Annotated in this window: 21 protein-coding genes; 2 read left to right on the top strand and 19 right to left on the bottom strand. The window is 35.9% G+C overall.

All coding sequences use genetic code 11. The features are described 5' to 3' along the window. Positions 1-221: 221 nt before the first annotated feature. The 18 genes from CWR45_RS04040 to CWR45_RS03955 form a co-directional block, all read right to left on the bottom strand. The gene (locus tag CWR45_RS04040; protein WP_115748524.1) at positions 222-1412 is read right to left on the bottom strand and encodes a glycosyltransferase; all 1191 of its coding nucleotides are present in this window, start codon (positions 1410-1412) and stop codon (positions 222-224) included. 21 nt (positions 1413-1433) lie between these two features. After that, positions 1434-2174 (bottom strand): glycosyltransferase family 32 protein, encoded by a 741-nt coding sequence (locus CWR45_RS04035; RefSeq protein WP_115748523.1) that lies wholly within the window; start codon positions 2172-2174, stop codon positions 1434-1436. Between the two features lie 45 nt (positions 2175-2219). Next, on the bottom strand, positions 2220-2567 hold the full coding sequence (locus tag CWR45_RS04030; RefSeq protein ID WP_115748522.1) for a helix-turn-helix domain-containing protein: 348 nt from the start codon (positions 2565-2567) through the stop codon (positions 2220-2222). A 3-nt stretch (positions 2568-2570) separates the two neighbouring features. Further along, positions 2571-3725 (bottom strand): DegT/DnrJ/EryC1/StrS family aminotransferase, encoded by a 1155-nt coding sequence (locus CWR45_RS04025; protein ID WP_115748961.1) that lies wholly within the window; start codon positions 3723-3725, stop codon positions 2571-2573. 41 nt (positions 3726-3766) lie between these two features. Beyond that, a complete protein-coding gene (locus CWR45_RS04020; protein WP_115748521.1) occupies positions 3767-4480 on the bottom strand; it encodes an HAD family hydrolase in 714 nt (237 codons plus the stop codon). Then, positions 4477-5457: an ATP-grasp domain-containing protein gene (locus CWR45_RS04015; RefSeq protein WP_245975332.1), complete on the bottom strand. Its 981-nt coding sequence runs from the start codon at positions 5455-5457 to the stop codon at positions 4477-4479. The genes CWR45_RS04020 and CWR45_RS04015 overlap by 4 nt, the downstream gene beginning before the upstream one ends. Next, entirely contained in the window at positions 5447-6049 is a 603-nt protein-coding gene (locus CWR45_RS04010; RefSeq protein WP_115748519.1) for a sugar transferase, read from the bottom strand. The genes CWR45_RS04015 and CWR45_RS04010 overlap by 11 nt, the downstream gene beginning before the upstream one ends. A gap of 18 nt (positions 6050-6067) precedes the next feature. Continuing rightward, positions 6068-7144, bottom strand: coding sequence for a UDP-glucose 4-epimerase GalE (galE, locus tag CWR45_RS04005; protein WP_115748518.1), 1077 nt, complete (start codon positions 7142-7144; stop codon positions 6068-6070). 21 nt (positions 7145-7165) lie between these two features. Then, positions 7166-8242 (bottom strand): EpsG family protein, encoded by a 1077-nt coding sequence (locus CWR45_RS04000; RefSeq protein ID WP_115748517.1) that lies wholly within the window; start codon positions 8240-8242, stop codon positions 7166-7168. 72 nt (positions 8243-8314) lie between these two features. After that, the gene (locus CWR45_RS03995; protein ID WP_115748516.1) at positions 8315-9205 is read right to left on the bottom strand and encodes a glycosyltransferase family 2 protein; all 891 of its coding nucleotides are present in this window, start codon (positions 9203-9205) and stop codon (positions 8315-8317) included. After that, positions 9202-10320, bottom strand: a complete 1119-nt coding sequence (locus CWR45_RS03990) for a glycosyltransferase family 1 protein (protein WP_115748515.1) — start codon at positions 10318-10320, stop codon at positions 9202-9204. Before CWR45_RS03990 ends, CWR45_RS03995 begins: the two co-directional genes overlap by 4 nt. Continuing rightward, positions 10305-11459: a glycosyltransferase family 4 protein gene (locus CWR45_RS03985; protein WP_115748514.1), complete on the bottom strand. Its 1155-nt coding sequence runs from the start codon at positions 11457-11459 to the stop codon at positions 10305-10307. Before CWR45_RS03985 ends, CWR45_RS03990 begins: the two co-directional genes overlap by 16 nt. 27 nt (positions 11460-11486) lie before the next feature. Next, positions 11487-12365, bottom strand: coding sequence for a UTP--glucose-1-phosphate uridylyltransferase GalU (gene galU / locus CWR45_RS03980; RefSeq protein ID WP_115748513.1), 879 nt, complete (start codon positions 12363-12365; stop codon positions 11487-11489). Positions 12366-12382: 17 nt separating this feature from the next. Further along, on the bottom strand, positions 12383-14209 hold the full coding sequence (locus CWR45_RS03975) for a polysaccharide biosynthesis protein (RefSeq protein ID WP_115748512.1): 1827 nt from the start codon (positions 14207-14209) through the stop codon (positions 12383-12385). A gap of 353 nt (positions 14210-14562) precedes the next feature. Beyond that, positions 14563-15219, bottom strand: coding sequence for a CpsD/CapB family tyrosine-protein kinase (locus CWR45_RS03970; protein WP_115748511.1), 657 nt, complete (start codon positions 15217-15219; stop codon positions 14563-14565). Then, entirely contained in the window at positions 15209-15937 is a 729-nt protein-coding gene (locus CWR45_RS03965) for a YveK family protein (RefSeq protein ID WP_115748510.1), read from the bottom strand. The genes CWR45_RS03970 and CWR45_RS03965 overlap by 11 nt, the downstream gene beginning before the upstream one ends. Before the next feature lie 164 nt (positions 15938-16101). Beyond that, entirely contained in the window at positions 16102-16668 is a 567-nt protein-coding gene (locus CWR45_RS03960; RefSeq protein WP_170138785.1) for a GNAT family N-acetyltransferase, read from the bottom strand. A gap of 93 nt (positions 16669-16761) precedes the next feature. Beyond that, on the bottom strand, positions 16762-16899 hold the full coding sequence (locus CWR45_RS03955; protein ID WP_115748508.1) for a paeninodin family lasso peptide: 138 nt from the start codon (positions 16897-16899) through the stop codon (positions 16762-16764). A gap of 303 nt (positions 16900-17202) precedes the next feature. Between CWR45_RS03955 and CWR45_RS03950 the strand changes: the two genes are divergently transcribed. After that, on the top strand, positions 17203-18219 hold the full coding sequence (locus CWR45_RS03950) for an LLM class flavin-dependent oxidoreductase (RefSeq protein WP_115748507.1): 1017 nt from the start codon (positions 17203-17205) through the stop codon (positions 18217-18219). A gap of 231 nt (positions 18220-18450) precedes the next feature. Further along, on the top strand, positions 18451-18921 hold the full coding sequence (locus tag CWR45_RS20445) for a nuclease-related domain-containing protein (protein WP_170138784.1): 471 nt from the start codon (positions 18451-18453) through the stop codon (positions 18919-18921). Between the two features lie 749 nt (positions 18922-19670). On the opposite strand, the gene CWR45_RS03935 is transcribed toward CWR45_RS20445, so the two are convergent. Beyond that, the coding region (locus CWR45_RS03935; protein ID WP_211315928.1) for a hypothetical protein at positions 19671-20024 on the bottom strand (354 nt) is incomplete at its 5' end.

Below are 20024 nucleotides of genomic sequence, written 5' to 3'. Positions count from 1 at the left end.
CAATCTCCTTCTATTTTTGTTATCAATTCCCAAGTTATAGCTGGCTATTTCCTTTAAATAGCCCTTTAGAATATTTTAGTTTAAATCAATGTTGAAGTAATTAATCTTACTTTTTTTCTCTTTTCTTACCTCTGTCTACTATTAATAAATACTGCTAATCTTTAGGACTTAAACTAATAAACTATGAATGCTAAGTAGCATTTCATTTTTCAAGCAGTTAATTAACTTTCTATTAGTTGAGTGAACTTTTTAATTGCCTGTTTATTCCTATCCTCTAAGAGAGTTAGTCTTTTAGATAGTTTTTGTCTCAATTCCTTAGAATAGTACAACTTTTTTATTCCCTCATAAATCCCCTCAACACTTAACGGAACAATAATTCCAGTCTCATCATTAGTAATTTGTTCGTTAAATGATGGAATATCAGTCACAATAATTGGTCTCCTTATAGCAATTGCTTCCTCTACAGCTATGCAATGTGCTTCGGTTTTTGATGGTTGAACATAAACATCGCAACCAGCAATATACGGATAAGGATTTGACTTTTCCCCTACTAAAATAAATTTATCCTCTAAACCAAGGTCTATAGCCCGTTTTTCCAATTCCGAGCGCAATGGTCCATTTCCAACCAGTATCCACTGAACATTATATCCTTGACTAACAAGCATATAACATGACTCAAGAGCGAGCCACACCCCTTTTTCTTCTACTAGACGAGAAATAGTACAAATCTTAAATCCAGTTGCGTATTCTTTATAAACATCCTGGGATTTAGCCATTTTTCGAATTATTTCTTGGGAGACTCTATTTTTGATTACATGCATTTTACTTTTGGACTCAGGGAAATATGATTCTAATGATTTTCTTGCTGACTCTGAAACGGAAATAATATAATCACTTTTTATAAAACTTTTTCTATCTAGTTTTATACATGGCCATCCGTCTTTCTGGGCATAAGCGTAATCCATATGGTTAAAAACTATTTTCTTATCAGCTTTTACCTTTTCAGTGATGTAATAATTACAAAAGAAATCTATATAACTTATTGCAATGTCATAATGTTTTTGCATGTTCCGTAAAGTGTGACGATAAACTGACCATCTTATCCCAGTTCCCATTCCTCTCGAAAATTTCCCTAAACCTGATGCAAGGACCTTTCCTATCAGTAAGCGTATACTGCCCTGTTTAATTAGTTTCGGAACAGCATTTGATAGAGGAGTAGAGTAAGTTTCAAACAATGGAGGTAGGATATTAACATTTTGGGGAATGTTAGTAAATAAAATTCCCGAATGATCAAAAAGTAACAGGTCGATTTCATACTTTTCGTAATTAATTTCATCTAGAAGTGTTAGTAAACTTTTTTCAACCCCACCTGTATGCATATATTGAGTAATAATTATTATTTTCTTTTTCATGAAGTACCCCCTCCCTATCTACTAGTTTTTCGATACTAATTTTCTCATGGTAGAAATTACATCCGGTCCCAAAATATTACTCATGTATCTTTTTATTTCGCCTCTTAATCTTACATGTAAAGGAAGCCAGGATTTTGCGAAATGGTGTATTGTATAACTTTCATTTGTTATAAAAGAAGCACCATTTATGTAATCATAAGGACAGAAGTATGTCCTTGGATATAATACCACTCCGTTTAATATTGTCTGGTACTGGCCATTTGGTACTAAACCATGCTCCACACAATTTTTAGTGATTATTGAGGTGTTTGTTGTCATATCATCCCTTCCATTTGGTAGATAAAAAGATTTTTTATCGTAATACGAGAGTAATTCCTTAATCCAGGAATGTTCTTTAGCAGCACCCATTAGACCTGTAGGAACATGTTTTTCATCTTCAAATCCAGAAAATGCTTCATGAATTAGAAAACGATCTAGGGATTTTAGAACTTCAACATCAGTATCCATGTAAATACCGCCGTAATTATAAAGTGCATACAGCCTTACATAGTCACTTACAAATGCATATTTTTTTGCTTCATATGCCTCTTTGACATATTGGTTAGAATTTATGTCAAAATTATCTTCGTTCCACTCTATGAATTTATATCCTTTTAGGTTTCTATGCCAACTCTTCATACACTTAATAATCTTATTAGATTTCTTGCCACGCCCAAACCAACAATAATGAATAACTTTAGGGATTTTTTCGATCTCATTCATTTTTTATGCTCTCCTTATAAAACTCTAATTAATATCTTTTATCTTCTATTTCCTTTCCTCTAATTTCCCCTTCTGCCATCTCACAAATTCAATCACAGCTCTAAACTCCTGTAATTGTTCCTTCTCAACTCCCGATTTCTTTAACTCATTCACAAACTCTATCCACTCACTTTCTGGCACTTGATCATTTATAGATTTCGCTGTACCAAGTAATGTTTTTAAATCAACATCTAGTACAACTGCTAGCTTCTCGATTATATGAATAGAAGGATTTTGATTTAAATTTCGTTCAATATTGCTTAAATAGGACTTGGAAATATTTGCACGTTCTGCACAATCCGATAGTGTAAGCCCCTTGCTTTTTCGGATTCTTTGGATATTTTCCCCTATCATAGGCTATACCTCTTGTTTTCCTGGATATAAATAACTCCTCTTACTAATGGATTGATTAAATACTTCTCTTATACACGTAATAACTCTCTGTTGCTCATCTTCCGTGAGATTTGATCCAGATGGAAGACATATCCCAGTTGTAAATAATCTTTCTGCTACATCATTGTTCTTTTCATGCGCATAATAAAGACAGCCTTGAAAGAGCGGCTGTAGATGTAGTGGCTTCCATACTGGTCTTGCTTCTATTTTTTCTTTATAAAGCGCAGCTAACAGCTGTTTTGTAGTTACACCAGCTTCATTCTCATTAATCGTTAATGTCGTGAGCCACCGATTTGTTCTAGTATCTTTTAACTCTGGCATAAAACTAATTCCCGGGAGATCAGCGAGATTCTTAAAATAGTTCTCAAATATCTCCCTTCTTGCTGATACGCGATGTTCTAAAACTTGTAATTGCGCCCTGCCAACCCCAGCTAAGAGATTACTTAAACGATAGTTATATCCCATCACACTATGTTGATAATGTGTAGCTTGGTCACGTGCCTGACTAGCTAAAAACCGTGCCCGTTTTATTTCCTCCCTATCGTTTGATACAAGCATTCCTCCTCCAGAAGTGGTAATAATTTTATTTCCATTAAAGGAATAAATGCCAAACTTTCCAAACGTACCGGATGCTTTGCCTTTGTATGTCGTTCCAAGTGACTCAGCCGCATCCTCAATAATCGGTACTCCAAATTGATTACATATTGTAACAATTTCATCCATTTTCGCACTTTGACCATATAAATTTACAACAATCACTGCTTTTGGAAGTTCCCCTTCTAGAGCAGCCTCCTCGAATGCTTTGATTAGCGCCTTTGGAGACATATTCCATGACTCTAGTTCTGAATCAATGAATACTGGCTCTGCACCTTGATACAATATTGGATTTGCACTTGCTACAAAGGTAAGTGCGGGACAAAATACCCTATCTCCCTTTTTTACATCTAATAATGAAAGCGCCAAATGGATCGCTGCAGTTCCTGAACTCACCGCTATTGCATCATTTGCCCCTACAAATTGTGCAATTTCCTGTTCAAAGGCATCGACATTTGGTCCTAATGGAGCAATCCAATTTGATGCAAACGCTTCATCAATATACAGCTTCTCGTGACCACTCATATGTGGTGGGGAGAGAAAGATTCTTGATCTATTATAGTTCACTATGTTATCCTCCTTTGTCTTTTATTTTTAGTAAACAACTGTTGTAATTCTGGTATATTGGAAAGTTCCTTTAAGTTCTCAATTTGAAAATGAGCTTCATAATCTGATGATAATTTGGTGTTTGGATAAATCCCCGAATTTCTTTGAATATGTACAGTCAACCAACCCAGTTTCTTAGCAGTAATAAAATCCTTTTGTAGATTATCTCCCACGTATACACACTCATTTGGATAACACTTTAACTCACTAGCTACTTTTTCATATGGGATATGACTAGGTTTCCAATTCTCTCTGCCGAATTCATCACTTAGTATTATGGAGTTAAATCTAGATGGGAGTTTTAAAGCATTTACTTTCCGTTTTTGGGAAGATAAATACCCGTCTGAAATGAGTCCAATTTTAACATTGTCATACAAGTTATTAAGAACCCATTCTGCATCCTCCAATAACTGAATATCAGGCTTATGGGATCTATATACATTTAACATTTCCATTATCATATTCTGATCATAATTTACCTCTAGTAGTTCTAATGCCCTATTAAAGATGAATTTATTTTCACCAGAGACAAATAATTGATATGCTTCTTCATAGAACCCTGTTCTATGACAATTTTCTTTTACCCATATATCTACATACTTTAGTCCGCTAAGTAGATAATCTTTCTCTTGATACAATGTATCGTCCATATCAAAAACAATTGCTTGAATCATTGTAATATCTTCTCCGTAAATATAGCCTCATCGTATCTAAGCATTGTGATATTATCCTTCCATCCAAAATACTGATCCGTAAATACCTTTCCTTGACTCATTTCAATTACCCATAAAGGAAAATTTGCTCCGGCCTCAATTGTTAACGGAATTCCTCCACCAAATCTTGGATTAATTTCTATGAATTTAATATCTCCATTTTCCTTTTTAATACATTGAATAGTGATACAGCCCACCGGATCGGGTAATGCTTTTACAACACCTTTTACTGCATTAATAATTGTAATGTCCTTCCTAGTTATTCCTTTACTTACCTCTCCCGCCCTCGTTTCCAGTCGCAATCTTGGTACAATAGTCTTCACATTACCACCAAAATCAACCATTACATCTACTGTGTATTCCTCACCTGTAATAAATTCCTGAACCATTGCATTCGGAATATAACTCTTAAAGAAATTTAACTCTTCTTCATTTGTTATTAAAGTAACGCCTTTACTCGAACTTCCATCATAGGGCTTTAGCAACAAAGGGAAGTTGTATTCGTTCCTTCTTAATTCTTCTTTACTATAAACCTTCGGTGTACTTATATTATTTGAAACAAAGAAGTTATAGGTTTTGTTCTTATCTCCAGCTATTTCATTTAGCTCCATTCCAGAGACCAACAACTTAACCCCGTATTCAGAAAAGATTTGTTTATTAAACGCAAAAAGCGGTAACTCTGTATCAATTAATGGGATAATTAAAGAAATATTTTCTCTTATACATAAACTCAAAAGCTCTGTTAAATAGTTTTCATGATTAATACTTGGAAGTATATAATGCTTATCACTAATAAATGCTGTTGGGGCGTTTTGTTTTACATCTGCAGTTATTATCTTTCCTTCAATGTTATATTCTTCATAAACATCCTTGAACTTATTAATTAATGAGACTCTTCTACCTGAACTAGTAAATAAAATATTTAAGCTATTCACCATAACGTTTTTCCCCCTTGAAAACTGGCATTGTTGTGTGGTTTTCATTATTAATTCCTTCAGACTTAAAGACTTTTGCAACAGTGGAGAGGATAATTTTCATATCAAGAGTGAAACTATAATTATTTACATAGTAAATATCTAACTTAAACTTTTCTTCCCATGTAATTGCATTTCTCCCATTGATCTGTGCCCAGCCTGTAATGCCCGGTCTTACATTATGACGTAATCGTTGTTCGTCCGTATACAATGGTATATATTCCATTAATAACGGCCTTGGTCCAACCAAACTCATTTCCCCTTTTAGAACATTAAATAGTTGTGGAAGCTCATCTAAGCTATATTTTCTAAGAAACATACCGAAAGCGGTTATTCTCTGTTTATCGGATAATAGTTTTCCACTTGAATCTGTTGCATTTGTCATCGTTCTAAATTTATAAAGGAAAAATGGCTGTCCATTCAATCCTGGACGCTGTTGCTTAAATAAAATAGGGGCACCTAATGCAAACCTTACAACGATTGAAATGACAAGAATGATTGGCAGGAATATGATAATTAATGTTAAAGAAATGAATACATCCAACGCTCGTTTCATCTTCACGTCAGTCCTTTATTACACATTAAAAAACCCCATCGCTTGTTGCGCTGGAGTCTTCTGATTTGTATTATTTCCAATTACCTTTTCATATCCATTCGGATTTTCCCCTTGCCAGCGCCATGTATCCTCGCACATTTTTTCAATTCCTCTTGTTGCCTGCCAGTGAAGTTCCTTTTTCGCTTTATTAACATCTGCATAGCAAATGCTGCTATCACCCGGGCGGCGCTCTACAAACTGATAGGGTATCAGTACCCCAGTGACCTTTTCAAATGCGGTCACCATTTCTAAAACACTATAACCTTTACCTGTACCTAAATTAAACGCATCGATTCCCGCTGAAGTTTGCACTTTTTCTAATGCCCGCAAATGACCAATAGCTAAATCGGCAACATGAATATAGTCCCTTATCCCTGTTCCATCCCTTGTCGGATAATCGTTTCCAAATATTTGGAGCCGCGATCGCCTGCCAACAGCAACCTGTGAAATGTACGGCAATAAATTATTCGGTATCCCATTTGGATCTTCTCCAATTCTGCCACTTTCATGCGCACCAATCGGATTAAAATATCGTAGTAAGGCGATGCTCCATGAAGGGTCTGCAAATGCTACATCACCTAAGATTTCTTCAATCATATGCTTTGTACGACCATATGGATTGATTGGCTGTAATGTCGTATCTTCTGCTATTGGCATTGTATTCGTTATGCCATATACCGTAGCAGAAGAACTAAATACTAGCTTTTTCACACCAAATTGCTGCATTACTTCACATAAAATAATGGTGCCTGTTATGTTATTTTGATAATAATGAAGTGGAATAGAAACCGATTCACCAACAGACTTGAGTCCAGCAAAATGCATCACCGCTTCAATCTTATTTTCCGTAAATATTTCTGTAAGTCCTTGCTTATCTAGTAAATCTGTTTCATATATTGGAAAGGATTCACCAGTAATCTCTGAAACTCTTCTTAAGCTTTGAGGATTGCTGTTGGAAAAGTTATCTACCACAACAATGTCATAACCTTCATTCAGTAGTTCAATACATGTATGCGTCCCAATATACCCGGCACCACCCGTTACTAGAATTGCCATTCATCTTCCTCCTTTACTGTTTTACCAAATTAAATAATCACTTTTATATAAGATATTGAGAGTAATTACATTCTCATAATAATAATAGGCAAAGTAACAAACGATAATTGCGAAGTAGATAAGCTTTTGATCCTTCTCCCTAAATAACTTCGGTAGCCATGATACAAGTATCAATCCATAAAGTTGAAAATAAATGGACATTCTAGCAAAAATCCACTCCTGTGTTGCAATGACCATAAAGACAAAACCAAGTAATGCCATATTGACAATATAATCACTATCGGGGAATAGTTTTTTTAACTTATCTCTCCCTAAATAAGCGATGAAGAGTGGTGCTGCTTCAACAGCGACCCTAATAAAATTCGCCCCACCTTCAGTAAAATCAACGTAACCACTATATTGGGTGTCATCTATTGCCTTAAACAATAATGCAGAAAATTGTTCATAGCCGATTACAACAATAACTGCAAAGATAATCAAAGCGAAGGTAGCCTTTGACCAAGCCTTAAATCGCACAATAAAATACATCGGAAGCAATATAAGAGCACTTTGATGGAAGAAGGATGCGAAAATGATAATAAGAAAATATCGCCGCCAATTCCCATTGATTAAATATTTTGTCGCAGCAAAAGTTATTGCCGCTGCAAGGACCTGTCTAATCCCATTCATTGATACTAAAAATAAACCGCCTGTTATAAAAACGTACAAACTAAGTTCAATCATTCTAGAGTAATTGTATAAGACGATAATAATTAGTAAATTTGTAATTAGAGCTGCTGTAAAGATCATGATTTGCGGATCTTCTGAGATATAATTTTTTAGGAGCATTTGAAATAGACCAAAACCGATATCTTTCTTGGATTGTATGTACTCCCAAGTAAAATCATTGTCCTTGTATATATTAATATAAGTAGATGTATCACCAATATTGTAGCGGAGACCCGAAATCACTACTAATGTAGCTAACGAAGCAAAAATTAATAGCTTATTTGGCCGAACAAAGTGATGCGATCCAGACTCTAATAAAGGCATTGCAAAATACCTTGAGAAGTATGCAAACATAAAAACGAAAGCAAGATTCATCCAAAGTAATGTCATTTAAAATATCCTTTCATTTGGAAGTTAAGAAAGTATATTATTTTTCTTAACGAATAAGTTTCCAAAAAAATATCACACATTAGCATTCCTTGTCTTAGAATTAATGTATAGACATAATAGAAATCCTATTGGCAGAGCGAGGATCGTAAGGAGCTTATTTGGTGTTTCCTTTATAAAAGCCGAATTTTTACTCAGTAGACTGCTAGATACATAATGAATTGCTTGCCTAAACTTAAAGGAATAACTGACATATGGAAGTTTCATCAGTTCTTGGCGATAGAAGGAAAACCCTCTTGGATTCTTGCGATATTGATTTAACATATTTCGTGAAGAGCCATCAGGCAAGTATTCAACAAAACAAAGGATCTCGTTCATTAATAACAGCTCATAACGCTTATCTAGCATGTAATACTTGTAAGCAAGCCCAACATATTTTTCATTGTCAAAAATCGGATAGGGATTTTCTTTCGTTAAGTCTGTGCGGTAAACAAGTTTTTTATCACCTGTCACTCCATGGCTATAATATAAATCAAATAGGGTAGAACGTTTTATCTCTTCAGGAAGTGTTGTACCGATAATGCTATTATCCTGATTAGCATCCAAACCAATCATTCCGCTAACTTCATTACTTCCATATTCGTTCCAGAATGTGATAATCTTTTCAACTGCGTTAACGGGCATGTAGTCATCAGAATCGATGCAAACATTTAATTCTGTCTCTATCATTTCATATGCAGTATTATGAGCCCCATGCATTCCCTGATTTTCTTGCCAATGATATTGTATTTCGATTTTATTTTCCTTTATCCATTCTTTTACAAGCTCTTTTGTATTATCTGTTGAACCATCATCAATAATCAGCCAGATAAATTCTTGAGATGTTTGTTCAACTAGGCTTTCATAACAATTGTGCAGACAGTAAGCACGATTATATGTCGGAGTAAATATGGTCAGTTTTTTCATATGACCTTTTCTCCAAATGATAAGTATGCTGTTTGTGTAATATCTGCAGTTTTTCTAATGTCAAAGCCCTTCTGTAACAACACATCTTCATTGCTTTCTCTTAACGGAAGATTTTTTGCCAGATTGCTAATTTTGTTTATCCACAATCCTTTATTTTGTAAAGAGATTGAATGAACTAGACCCATTCCAAGATCAACTTCCTTTGTAATATTATCTGAAATCACACATGGCAAGCCCGCACCCTGTGCCTCGATAAGCGTCACTGGCAAGCCTTCATGTATAGAAGGAAAAATAAACATATCAAATGCTTGAAGTAATGCGTCGATATCTTCCCTGATACCTAGAAACTTCACGTTTTTATCCAAATATAATTCCGATGATTTGGCCATTACTTTTTCTTTTAAAGGACCATCACCAGCTAATAATAAATATGCATTCGGTATTCGATGCTTTACTCCCTCAAAAATATTTAATAAATAGGAGTGATTTTTTTGATAAGCAAATCTCCCGACATGTCCTAGAATCAATGCATCCTTTTCAATACCTAGAGACTCTCGGATTGCATGACGATTTTCTTTTGAAAAGCGAAATTTATCTGCTTCTATCCCATTATTAAGGATGGTGGCCATTTTAGATTTATTTCTAAATAACCAGTTAGCTGCTGCTTCTGAACATGCATACAAGTGTGTGGCACTCGATGTAATATGGTTTCCTGCATACCATTTATATACTTTTGATGCGATTCCACCTTCACTACTCGTATTATGACTATGAGCAATTCTCACCGGAATATCGGCTTTTGCAGCAGCATTTAGTACCAATCCACTCATTTTATCCATATGGGAATGAACAATAGTATACTCTGGATGTTTCTTAAAAAATTCCTTTAACTCCCTTATGTAACCACTATGCCCTACTTCCGTAACATAGGATATTCGATGTACTTTCCCACCCATGTTAATTATCTCCTGATCAAAGACACCTTCTTTACAAGTCAAAAAATCAAATTGGACTTTTTCCAAATCCATGTTTCGGTATAGGTTCATAATTAATGTCTCCGCCCCACCGCGGTTCATATTTACAACGACATGCAATACTCTTACTGGACCGCCCAAATTGATTCCTCCTGATTTCCTGTAAAGGACTGATAGATTCTTTTGTTTTCTTGCAGTATTTTATCGACACTGTATTTCTCAATCACTATATTCCGACCGTTTACACCAAACTTATTTCCTATGTCTTCCCTTTTAGAAAGTTGCATTACTTTATACGCAAATTCAACTACATCTAAGTTGGGAATTATCCAGCCGTTACTGTTATTAGAAACCAACTCCCGATGCCCCCGATTATCCACCGCCACAACAGGCAGCCCACATGCCATTGCTTCCATGATATTGACTGGTAAGCCTTCTCGATGGCTTGAGCCAACTGCAACATCACACATAGGTAATAGTTGGTCAATATCCTTCCTAAAGCCAAGGAAGTCAACCATATGGCTAATACCAAGATCTCTTGTTAGCTTACGACAACTTTCTATTAAAGGACCTTCTCCTGCTAGTAATAACTTCGCATTTGGCATCTCATCCTTTATTAAAGCCATTACTCGAAGTAATAATTGTTGGTTTTTATTCTTATTAAACTCCGCTGCATAAAAAAGTAAAAAATCATCTGCTTGGTAGCCCAATGACTTTTTAATTTCTGCTTTATTAGTTTCATCAATAGGTTTAAACTTTTCTGTATCTACTCCAACTCCATGCACATGCTCAATCATTCCCGCTTTAAACCGGTGTTTCTTTGCTAATTGATAGTCTTCTTCGTTAATCGTTATTAAACTGTCCGTATAGCGTGATAGATATTTTTCAATTGGGTAATAAGTAAGCCAGTTAAGTAATGGTGCACCTTTACAAAAGTGAAAGCCATGTGCGGTATAGATGACCTTTGTTCCCTTTTTTCTTACCTGTCTTGCTGCAAGGCGGGCGAGTACTCCCCCTAATGGAGTATGACAATGGATGATAGAGTAATCATTCTGATCAATAATTCTCTTTAATTGTTTATACGCATGGATATTGGATTGATGGAAAGGTGAGCGCTGAATGTCAATATGATATTTATTATCTGTGAACGGTAAATCCATATTTCCTGATGCAGCAACATCCACTTCCCATCCCTGCTCCTTAAACCACTTCATATATGGCAAGTGAAACGCCTTGAAATGGTAATCAACGGTTGCACAAAATAGTATTTTATCAGGCATTCAGGTCACCCTTCCATTTTGATTTCATTATTTCATTAATTCTGTTTCAACGATAACCGATAGATAATCTAATAAATCCTTTCTTAAATCATCTCTTTGTAATGCGAGCTCAATTGTTGTTTGAATAAAGCCCATCTTCTCACCAACATCGTAGCGCTTCCCTTCAAACTCATATGCATAAACGGCTTCCTTTTTATTAAGTTCAGCAATTGCATCGGTTAGTTGAATTTCATCACCAGCTCCTGGCTTCTGTGTACTCAAAATCTCAAAGATACTTGGACTTAATATATATCTGCCTAGTATTGCTAGATTAGAAGGTGCATCTTCCTGTTTTGGCTTTTCTACCATATGACGAACATTATATAAGCGGTTCTCAATCATTGTTCCATCGACGATTCCATACCTTGATACCACATCATCTTCTACCTTCTGAACACCAAGGATTGAGCTACTATAGTGGTCATATTGATCAATCAATTGTTTTAAGCTAGGTGTTTCTGCTTGAACAATGTCATCCCCTAACAGCACGGCAAAAGGCTCATTGCCAATAAACTTTCGGGCGCACCAGATTGCATGACCTAATCCTTTTGGTTCCTTTTGACGGATGTAATGGATATCAACGAGTTTAGAGGGCCTTTGCACTTCACTTAATAAGTCGAACTTTCCTTTATCAATTAGATTTTGCTCTAATTCAAAGGAATGGTCGAAGTGATCCTCTATTGCCCTTTTTCCCTTCCCTGTTACGATAATAATATCCTCAATCCCCGCTGCTACTGCCTCTTCAATAATATATTGAATGGTTGGCTTATCTACAATCGGTAACATTTCCTTTGGCATTGCTTTTGTCGCTGGAAGGAATCTAGTCCCTAACCCTGCCGCTGGAATGATAGCTTTCTTCACCCTCATCACAATTCGCTCCTTTTTTATATGGATACTACCACTTTATGCTCGCGAACAATTTCATTATTAGCTAAATCTAATAAATATTTCCGCAGTGTGTCAGCATCAATCGCAAGATAATTCTTTATTATTTGGTTTATATCATCGATGTATAGTTCTGTCGTCTTTCCGACATATATTTTCGGATATACTTGGTCTTGATGGATCTCATTATCCTTTAATAATTCCTCGAACAGCTTTTCCCCTGGTCTTATCCCGGTATACTCGATGCCAATATCCTCTATGGAATTACCTGATAGTTTAATTAGATTCTTTGCAAGATCGTCAATTTTCACAGGCTCTCCCATATCGAGTACAAATATTTCCCCACCATTTGCAATGGACCCTGCTTGAAGAACTAGCCTGGATGCTTCAGGAATTGTCATGAAGTAACGGACCATTTCTGGATGTGTAACTGTCACTGGTCCACCTTTTTCAATCTGCTTTTTAAATAACGGGATAACACTTCCCCTGCTGCCCAAAACATTGCCAAAACGAACAGCAACAAACTTCGTATTGCTTTCTTTATCCATACTCTGAACAATCATCTCTGCTAGTCGCTTTGATGCCCCCATCACACTTGTCGGGTTCACCGCCTTATCTGTAGATATCATCACAAATATATCAACATTATTCTGACTTGCCGCCGTCGCAACATTTCTTGTCCCAATTATATTATTTTTTACTGCTTCTTCTGGATTACGCTCCATCAACGGTACATGCTTATGGGCCGCAGCATGATAAACAACATTAGGCTGGTACTTCCGCATTACGCTCAACATCTTTTCTTCATCTTGTATGTCTGCAATCTCTGTAATAAACTCGATTTGGCTGTCTTCGAATGTCTCATGCAATTCCATTTCAATGGAATAAATACTATTCTCCCCATGACCAAGTAAAATGACCTGTCTTGGAAGGAATGCTGAAATTTGCCTCGTTATTTCAGACCCGATTGAACCACCGGCTCCTGTAACGAGTACAACCTTATTATTGATATACTCAGAAATGCTTTTGATATCCATGTCGACAGGATCTCTGCCCAGTAAATCCTCCACTTGTACATCTCGGAATTGATTAATCGATACTTTCCCAGTTATTAAGTCTTCTAGAAAAGGAAGAATTTTCGTTTGTACATCGGTCTTAGCACATTCAAGAAAAATCTTATTTAGTTCCCTTTTACTTAGAGATGGAATGGAAATGATAATATGCTCTATTTCAAGTTTCTCCACACTGCTTACGATTGCATCCACCCCACCGACTACAGGGAGACCCAGCAACTCAAGCCCCTGTTTTCTCGGGTTATCATCGATAAAAGCAACTGGCAACAGATTGCTCTCATTATTTTTTAATAGCTGCCTAGCAACCATCGTGCCTGCTGAACCTGCACCGATAATTAATGTGCGAATTTTATTCTCCGAATGATTTAGAAATGAATCGCGATAAATTCTCCATATAAACCGTGACCCACCAATGAAGCACATATGTAGCAGCCATGTTACTATAAATAATTTAAACTGTACTTCTTGAAATAATAAAAGCTGAATAACCATAGCGGAGATAACTGAGAATGATACTACCTTTAAAATGATTAATAGCTCCTGTATGCTCGCATATTCCCAAACTTTTTTATACAGCTTATATTTTGTAGAAAATAGATGATGGCAAAATAAAATTGTTAACATGGCTACTAGAGAAGGATGGCTTCCTATTTGGAGATTAATACTAGCTAGGTACATGCTAATAAAAATAGCACTAAGTACAATACAGGAATCGACTATTATAAATAATGAAATACGCTGTCGATATGTCAATTTACCCCTCCTTCTTCCCATATTTTTGTTATAAATCAGTGTAGTGGTTATTTTTCCCTAGAACATAAGCGCAAGCGAGTATCCTATCCTATTAAAAAACTAGGGTTTAACAAACCCTTTCAGTGTCAGCCTTAGTTCACTTATGTAATAAGAATGTAAAAATTATGTATGGGCATCCAACCCGCCCTCACATCACACTATCGACAACGTACGCGTCTAAGGTATCTGCAATACCCACAGCATGACCGAGTGTCTACATAGATAAAGGTAAGTAGACATCACCAAAAGTATGTTATTACGTATGTATACAATTAAATAGTTCTTAATAAAGAACATCCACTTAAAAAAATTTCTTATTTATCGTTAATTATGACACCAAGTAGATTTGCATGGGCCAACTCTAATATTCGTTTCGATTCGATTGCGGTTTCTATCTCTGTTTTTCCATGCTCCAATACTAATACAACACCTTCACATTGATTGGCAATTACCCTTGTTTCGGTTGAGCTTAATATTGTTGGTGAATCAATTAACACGACATTATATTGAGCAGAAGCTTCATTTAATAAGTTCATCATGGCATCACCGCCGAGTATTTCTGTAGGATTTAATACGGATGAGCCACTCGTTAACACGTCGAGATTTTTTATATCTGTTCGACTGATTGCCTGTTTTAGTAATGTACTCCCTTCAAGTACATTCGTTAACCCAGTTTCATTGGATATTTTAAAAATATCTTGGATGATTGGTTCTCTTAAGTTAGCATCTATTAATAGCACCTTATCCTTTTGTTGTGCAATTGAGACCGCTAAATTTGCGGCTGTAGTGGATTTTCCCTCCCCAATTCCTGGTGAAGTAATAAGAAATACACTGTTTTTCTTTTCATCCATTAGAAACTTAATATTGGTCCTAATCGTTCGAAATTGATCAGAGATTAGCGAATCTGCATTTGAATACGTAATTAGATGTGCTTTCCGATTATCTACGGACTTTCTTTTACTAAATATCAACTATTTCACCCCGCAAATTTATATCCTTCTGTTTCCGCCTTCTAGCAGAACCTTTCACCTTATTCATATTTGATACGATACCCAATACTGGAACACCCAATATTCCCTCGATTTCTCGATCCTTTCTTACCTTTCCATCTAACGAATCTAATAAAAAAACCAACCCTATACTCACAACTAAACCAAATACGAGAGCAATAATTGTCGTACGGTTTTGTGTTTCATTAATTGCGAACGGATTCTCTTTTGCTTCCGATAGTAATTGAACTTCTGAAAATCCTAGGATAGATACAATTTCACTCTTGTATGATGCTGCAGTTGCATTCGCAATATCAGCAGCAGCTTCATAATTTGTATCCGTAACTGAAATATTAACGACTTGCGAATCATCAATCCTTGTAACTTCTATCTGGCTCGCTATTGCCTCAGCTGACTTATCGAGTTGCAGTTCTTGTCTTACCTTTTCCATAATAATTGGGTCCTTAATCATAACCATCAACGTATTCATATCCTGATCGCCTGAGCCTAAAATCATTCTGGTAGATGATTGATAAAGCGGTGTGTAATTATGGGAACTATAGAAATATCCTGCAAGTGTTGCAAGAATGGTAATAACCGCAATAATCCAAAACCGCTTCTTAATTACGTTAAAATACTCTTTAATATTGATATCGACAGGATTTCCATTTTCAATCATCCTATGATTTCTTTGCCCCATTAACATCACCTTTTCTATTGGATATCAAGATATTATGTTATTCTCTATAAAGAACGAATAAAATAAAAAAATAATGTATCTCTTAATTTATTATGTAAAATACACCTTTTGATTTATATATTAGTTCATTATAACGAACAAGTCAACACCCAATTTAAAAATAATTAGCTTATTTGCATTTTTGTGTTGTAGAACTTAATCAAGGATTCGACATCAGCGCAAGTTGGGACAAGTGAGGTTCCTGGTCCAATAAGTGCATCCCCTTTTTGTTCAAAGCATGATCCAAATGTAAATCGAAGCATACGATAAAATTTTTTCTCAACAAGGGCCAAATAATATTTAGGATGATGATTCATTGCGTGTTCATATAGAATATGTGAAAAGGTAGAAAAATATCCTTGACGCTGATAATCTTGATGAATACAAAGTTTATCTATCTCCCAAGTGCGGTCTTGATATCGGTCTATTTCGGGGAAATTAGAGAATGCAAAACGCCCTTCTACAGTGCTATTTGGGTTTGTGGGATTGTAAGGGATGAGTTCAATTGTCCCGATAACTTTTTTCCTTTTTAAAAATCCTTTTGTATCTAATAACAGATTATATCTAAAACCATCTTCTGAATACGGGTCATTTACCCATCCAAATTCGTCGCAGAAGTATTCCCAAGTCGCTGTAAATTGCCTCTGTTGTTTAGCTGTTTGAACTAGTTCATACATCTTTTCTATATTCACCTCTTTTTAATAATTCCTCATAGAGCCCTTCAAATATATTAGACAAGGGCACTATGGGGATGAGTTGGATTGCTAAAGTGGATGCGCGATCCACTAGCTATCAAATGGATCATTTGGATCATTTGGACCTTGTGGCTCTTCTTTGCCAGGTTTTCCGCCATGATGCCATCCCTTCATTGTCATGCTCACATTTAAAACTTCAAGAACTGGAGATTTCCATTCTTTCTTCATTTCTACACCACCTTTCTTAAAGAAGTAACATAAGAAATTGGTTACAAAGGTCTCTAAGCCTAATTAGGGGGAATACAACTACACTTTTCATTCCTTAATTAAGTAATATTGCAATTAATAGTGTTCTTTTTTAGAATCTATATATTCTTTATTAAGAACACAACTAAATAATATATCATTGAAATAGAATTATCAAGAGTTTTAATAATTTCTTAATATACACTCAAACTAATTATTAGACGTCCTCGATTAATATCGTTATCATTTCTTAATAAAGAAATTTTAAAAAAGGAGCGAAAAATATTGAATACAAATCGAGTTAGAAAATTTAATAGTATCCCATTATCGGTCCTGGACTTAGCCCCTATTACAGACAATGGCGATGCCGGCCAGTCCTTTAAAGAAAGCGTGGAATTGGCGCAGCATGTTGAAAGATGGGGCTTCAACCGTTACTGGCTTGCAGAGCATCATAATATGCCAGGGATTGCAAGTTCGGCAACCTCGGTACTGATTTCGCATATTGCTGGAAATACCAACCACATTCGTGTGGGCTCTGGAGGTGTCATGCTTCCAAACCATGCAACACTCGTAATTGCTGAGCAATTTGGTACATTGGAATCTCTTTTCCCAGGTCGGATAGACCTTGGACTAGGACGTGCTCCTGGAAGCGATCAGGCAACTGCATATGCATTACGTCGTACTTTAAACATGGGTCCGAACGATTTTCCGATGCAAGTGAATGAACTACAGGATTATTTTTCAAAAGACCCTGTTTCTCGTGTAAAAGCAGTTCCAGGACAAGGCTTAGATATTCCAATTTGGCTGCTTGGATCGAGTGACTTTAGTGCAAGGCTTGCAGCACAGAAAGGTCTCTATTTCTCATTTGCCAGCCACTTTGCCCCAGCCTATACGATACCAGCGCTGAAACTTTATCGAGATAATTTCCAAGCCTCTGAAACGTTACAGAAGCCCTATGCAATGGTAGGGGTTAATGTTATTGCCGCTGAAACGGATGAAAAGGCGCGATACTTAGCCAGCTCGCATCAATTGCAATTTCTAAACATCCGTAAAGGGCTAGCTACCAAGCTTCAGCCTCCTATTAATAACATCGATGAAATATGGTCACCAATGGAGAAAGCAGCTGTAGAAGAATCACTCGACCCAAGAACGACGATTATCGGCAGTCCAGAAACGGTGAAACGAGGACTAGCCGCTTTCCAAGAAGCAACGCAAGCTGATGAAATGATTATTAGCTCACAAATTTACCATCTCGAGGATCGACTTCGCTCTTATGAAATTGTCGCTGAATTGATGGATTAATGTAATGGGAGTCACGACTACGACTTATCAGCGTGACTCCTACTTGTTTTACTTGAAAAATCCATCGTTAAATCCAAACTGATTTTTTGGCTGTTGAATTTAATAAATTTGCAGCGATATGATCCTTCTTTTCTAATTCTTCTTTGATGATGTCTGTTTATATTATAGTTTAAACAATAAGAAGGATTTACTCATATTTTGTAGAATATAGTAATAAATACAAATATAAGGGTGAAGTTTATTGCTGAAGAAAATAGAACAAAGCCTTATGCAGTCTTATGTTATGAGGCACTATTTAGGAGACTCAAGGAAAATTACCGAAACAATAAAATTCTGAACCAGGAATACCTAAATAATATTGCGGGATACCGTGGGGAACAAACAGTTGATTATAAATTAAGCACTTATCCACATAAAAATTTCTTCATCTATCACGACCTTCGATTGAAAATCAATCAAAATTACTTCCAAATTGATACATTACTCCTCTCCAGCAAATTCATACTTATCCTCGAAATTAAAAATTGGAAAGGTGAACTCAACTATAATTCTGATTTAAATCATGTAACTCAAACTTTTAATAATGTAGAAAAAGGCTACCAAAGTCCAATTTCACAAGTCCTTTCGCATGAAATGCAACTAAATTCTTGGTTACAACAAGCCGTTTCCGTTTATGGAATACCTATCGAATCCCTCGTATGATTAGCAATCCAACAACTATATTAAAAAACAACCAAAACGATTTAGTCTTTTATAACAAAATGATTTATGCAGATAATTTGATCTCAAAAATTAATGAAATAAATAGTAAATACACAAAGAATGTGATAAACAAGCAAATGTTAAATCAGATAAATGAAGCATTGCTAAAAGGCAATACAGAATTCAGACCAAATTTTATCCAACAGTATAATTTGAATGAGAGCCACTTTATAAAAGGGATTGAATGTGGACATTGCGGAAGCTTTTCAATGATACGAGCATATAAAACTTGGAAATGTAATACATGTTTTCATTCAAATCCAACTGCACATGTAAGACCATTACTTGATTATTTTCTACTGTATAAACCGACGATAACAAATAGCGAATGCAGAAACTATCTACAACTAGATTCACTAAAGAACGCATATACTATCCTAAATTCCATTGGTCTCACTTACACTGGAAAAAATAAAGCTAGAAAATATCATGCACCAAAGTTAGTTGATTATCCGCAAAATTCCTTTGCTCCAAATAAGAAGAAGGTAATATTATAAAATAAAGAGTTTACATGGGTACACTAACAAGGGAGTTGTAAAATTATTTACCACTTCCTTGTTAGTCTTTTTATGATATAGGTCTAAGCAATCCCATATTTCCGTGTTTGTGCTGATTTAGGTTTTCTACTGCCAATATACCCGCGCTCCTGATGATTTAAGTTTTCTCCTGAAGATATTCCCGAGCTCCTGCTAATATACTTTTTCTCCTGCCAATATCCCCGGGCTCCTGATGATATAGGTTTTCTCCTGCCGATATTCCCGCGCTCCTGATGATTTATTTTTTCTCCTGCCAATATTCCCGCGCTCCTGATGATATAGGTTTTCTCCTGCCGATATTCCCGCGCTCCTGATGATATATTTTTTCTCCTGCCCATATTCCCGCGCTCCTGCTAATATACTTTTTCTCCTGCCGATATACCCGCGCTCATGATGATTTATTTTTTCTCCTGCCGATATTCCCGCGCTCCTGATGATATACTTTTTCTCCTGCCGATATTCCCGCGCTCCTGATGATTTAAGTTTTCTCATGCCAATATTCCCGCG

Source organism: Oceanobacillus chungangensis, from assembly GCF_003369565.1.
Classification (GTDB): Bacteria; Bacillota; Bacilli; order Bacillales; family Amphibacillaceae; genus Oceanobacillus; species Oceanobacillus chungangensis.
This window is presented reverse-complemented; position numbering and strand designations above follow the sequence as displayed.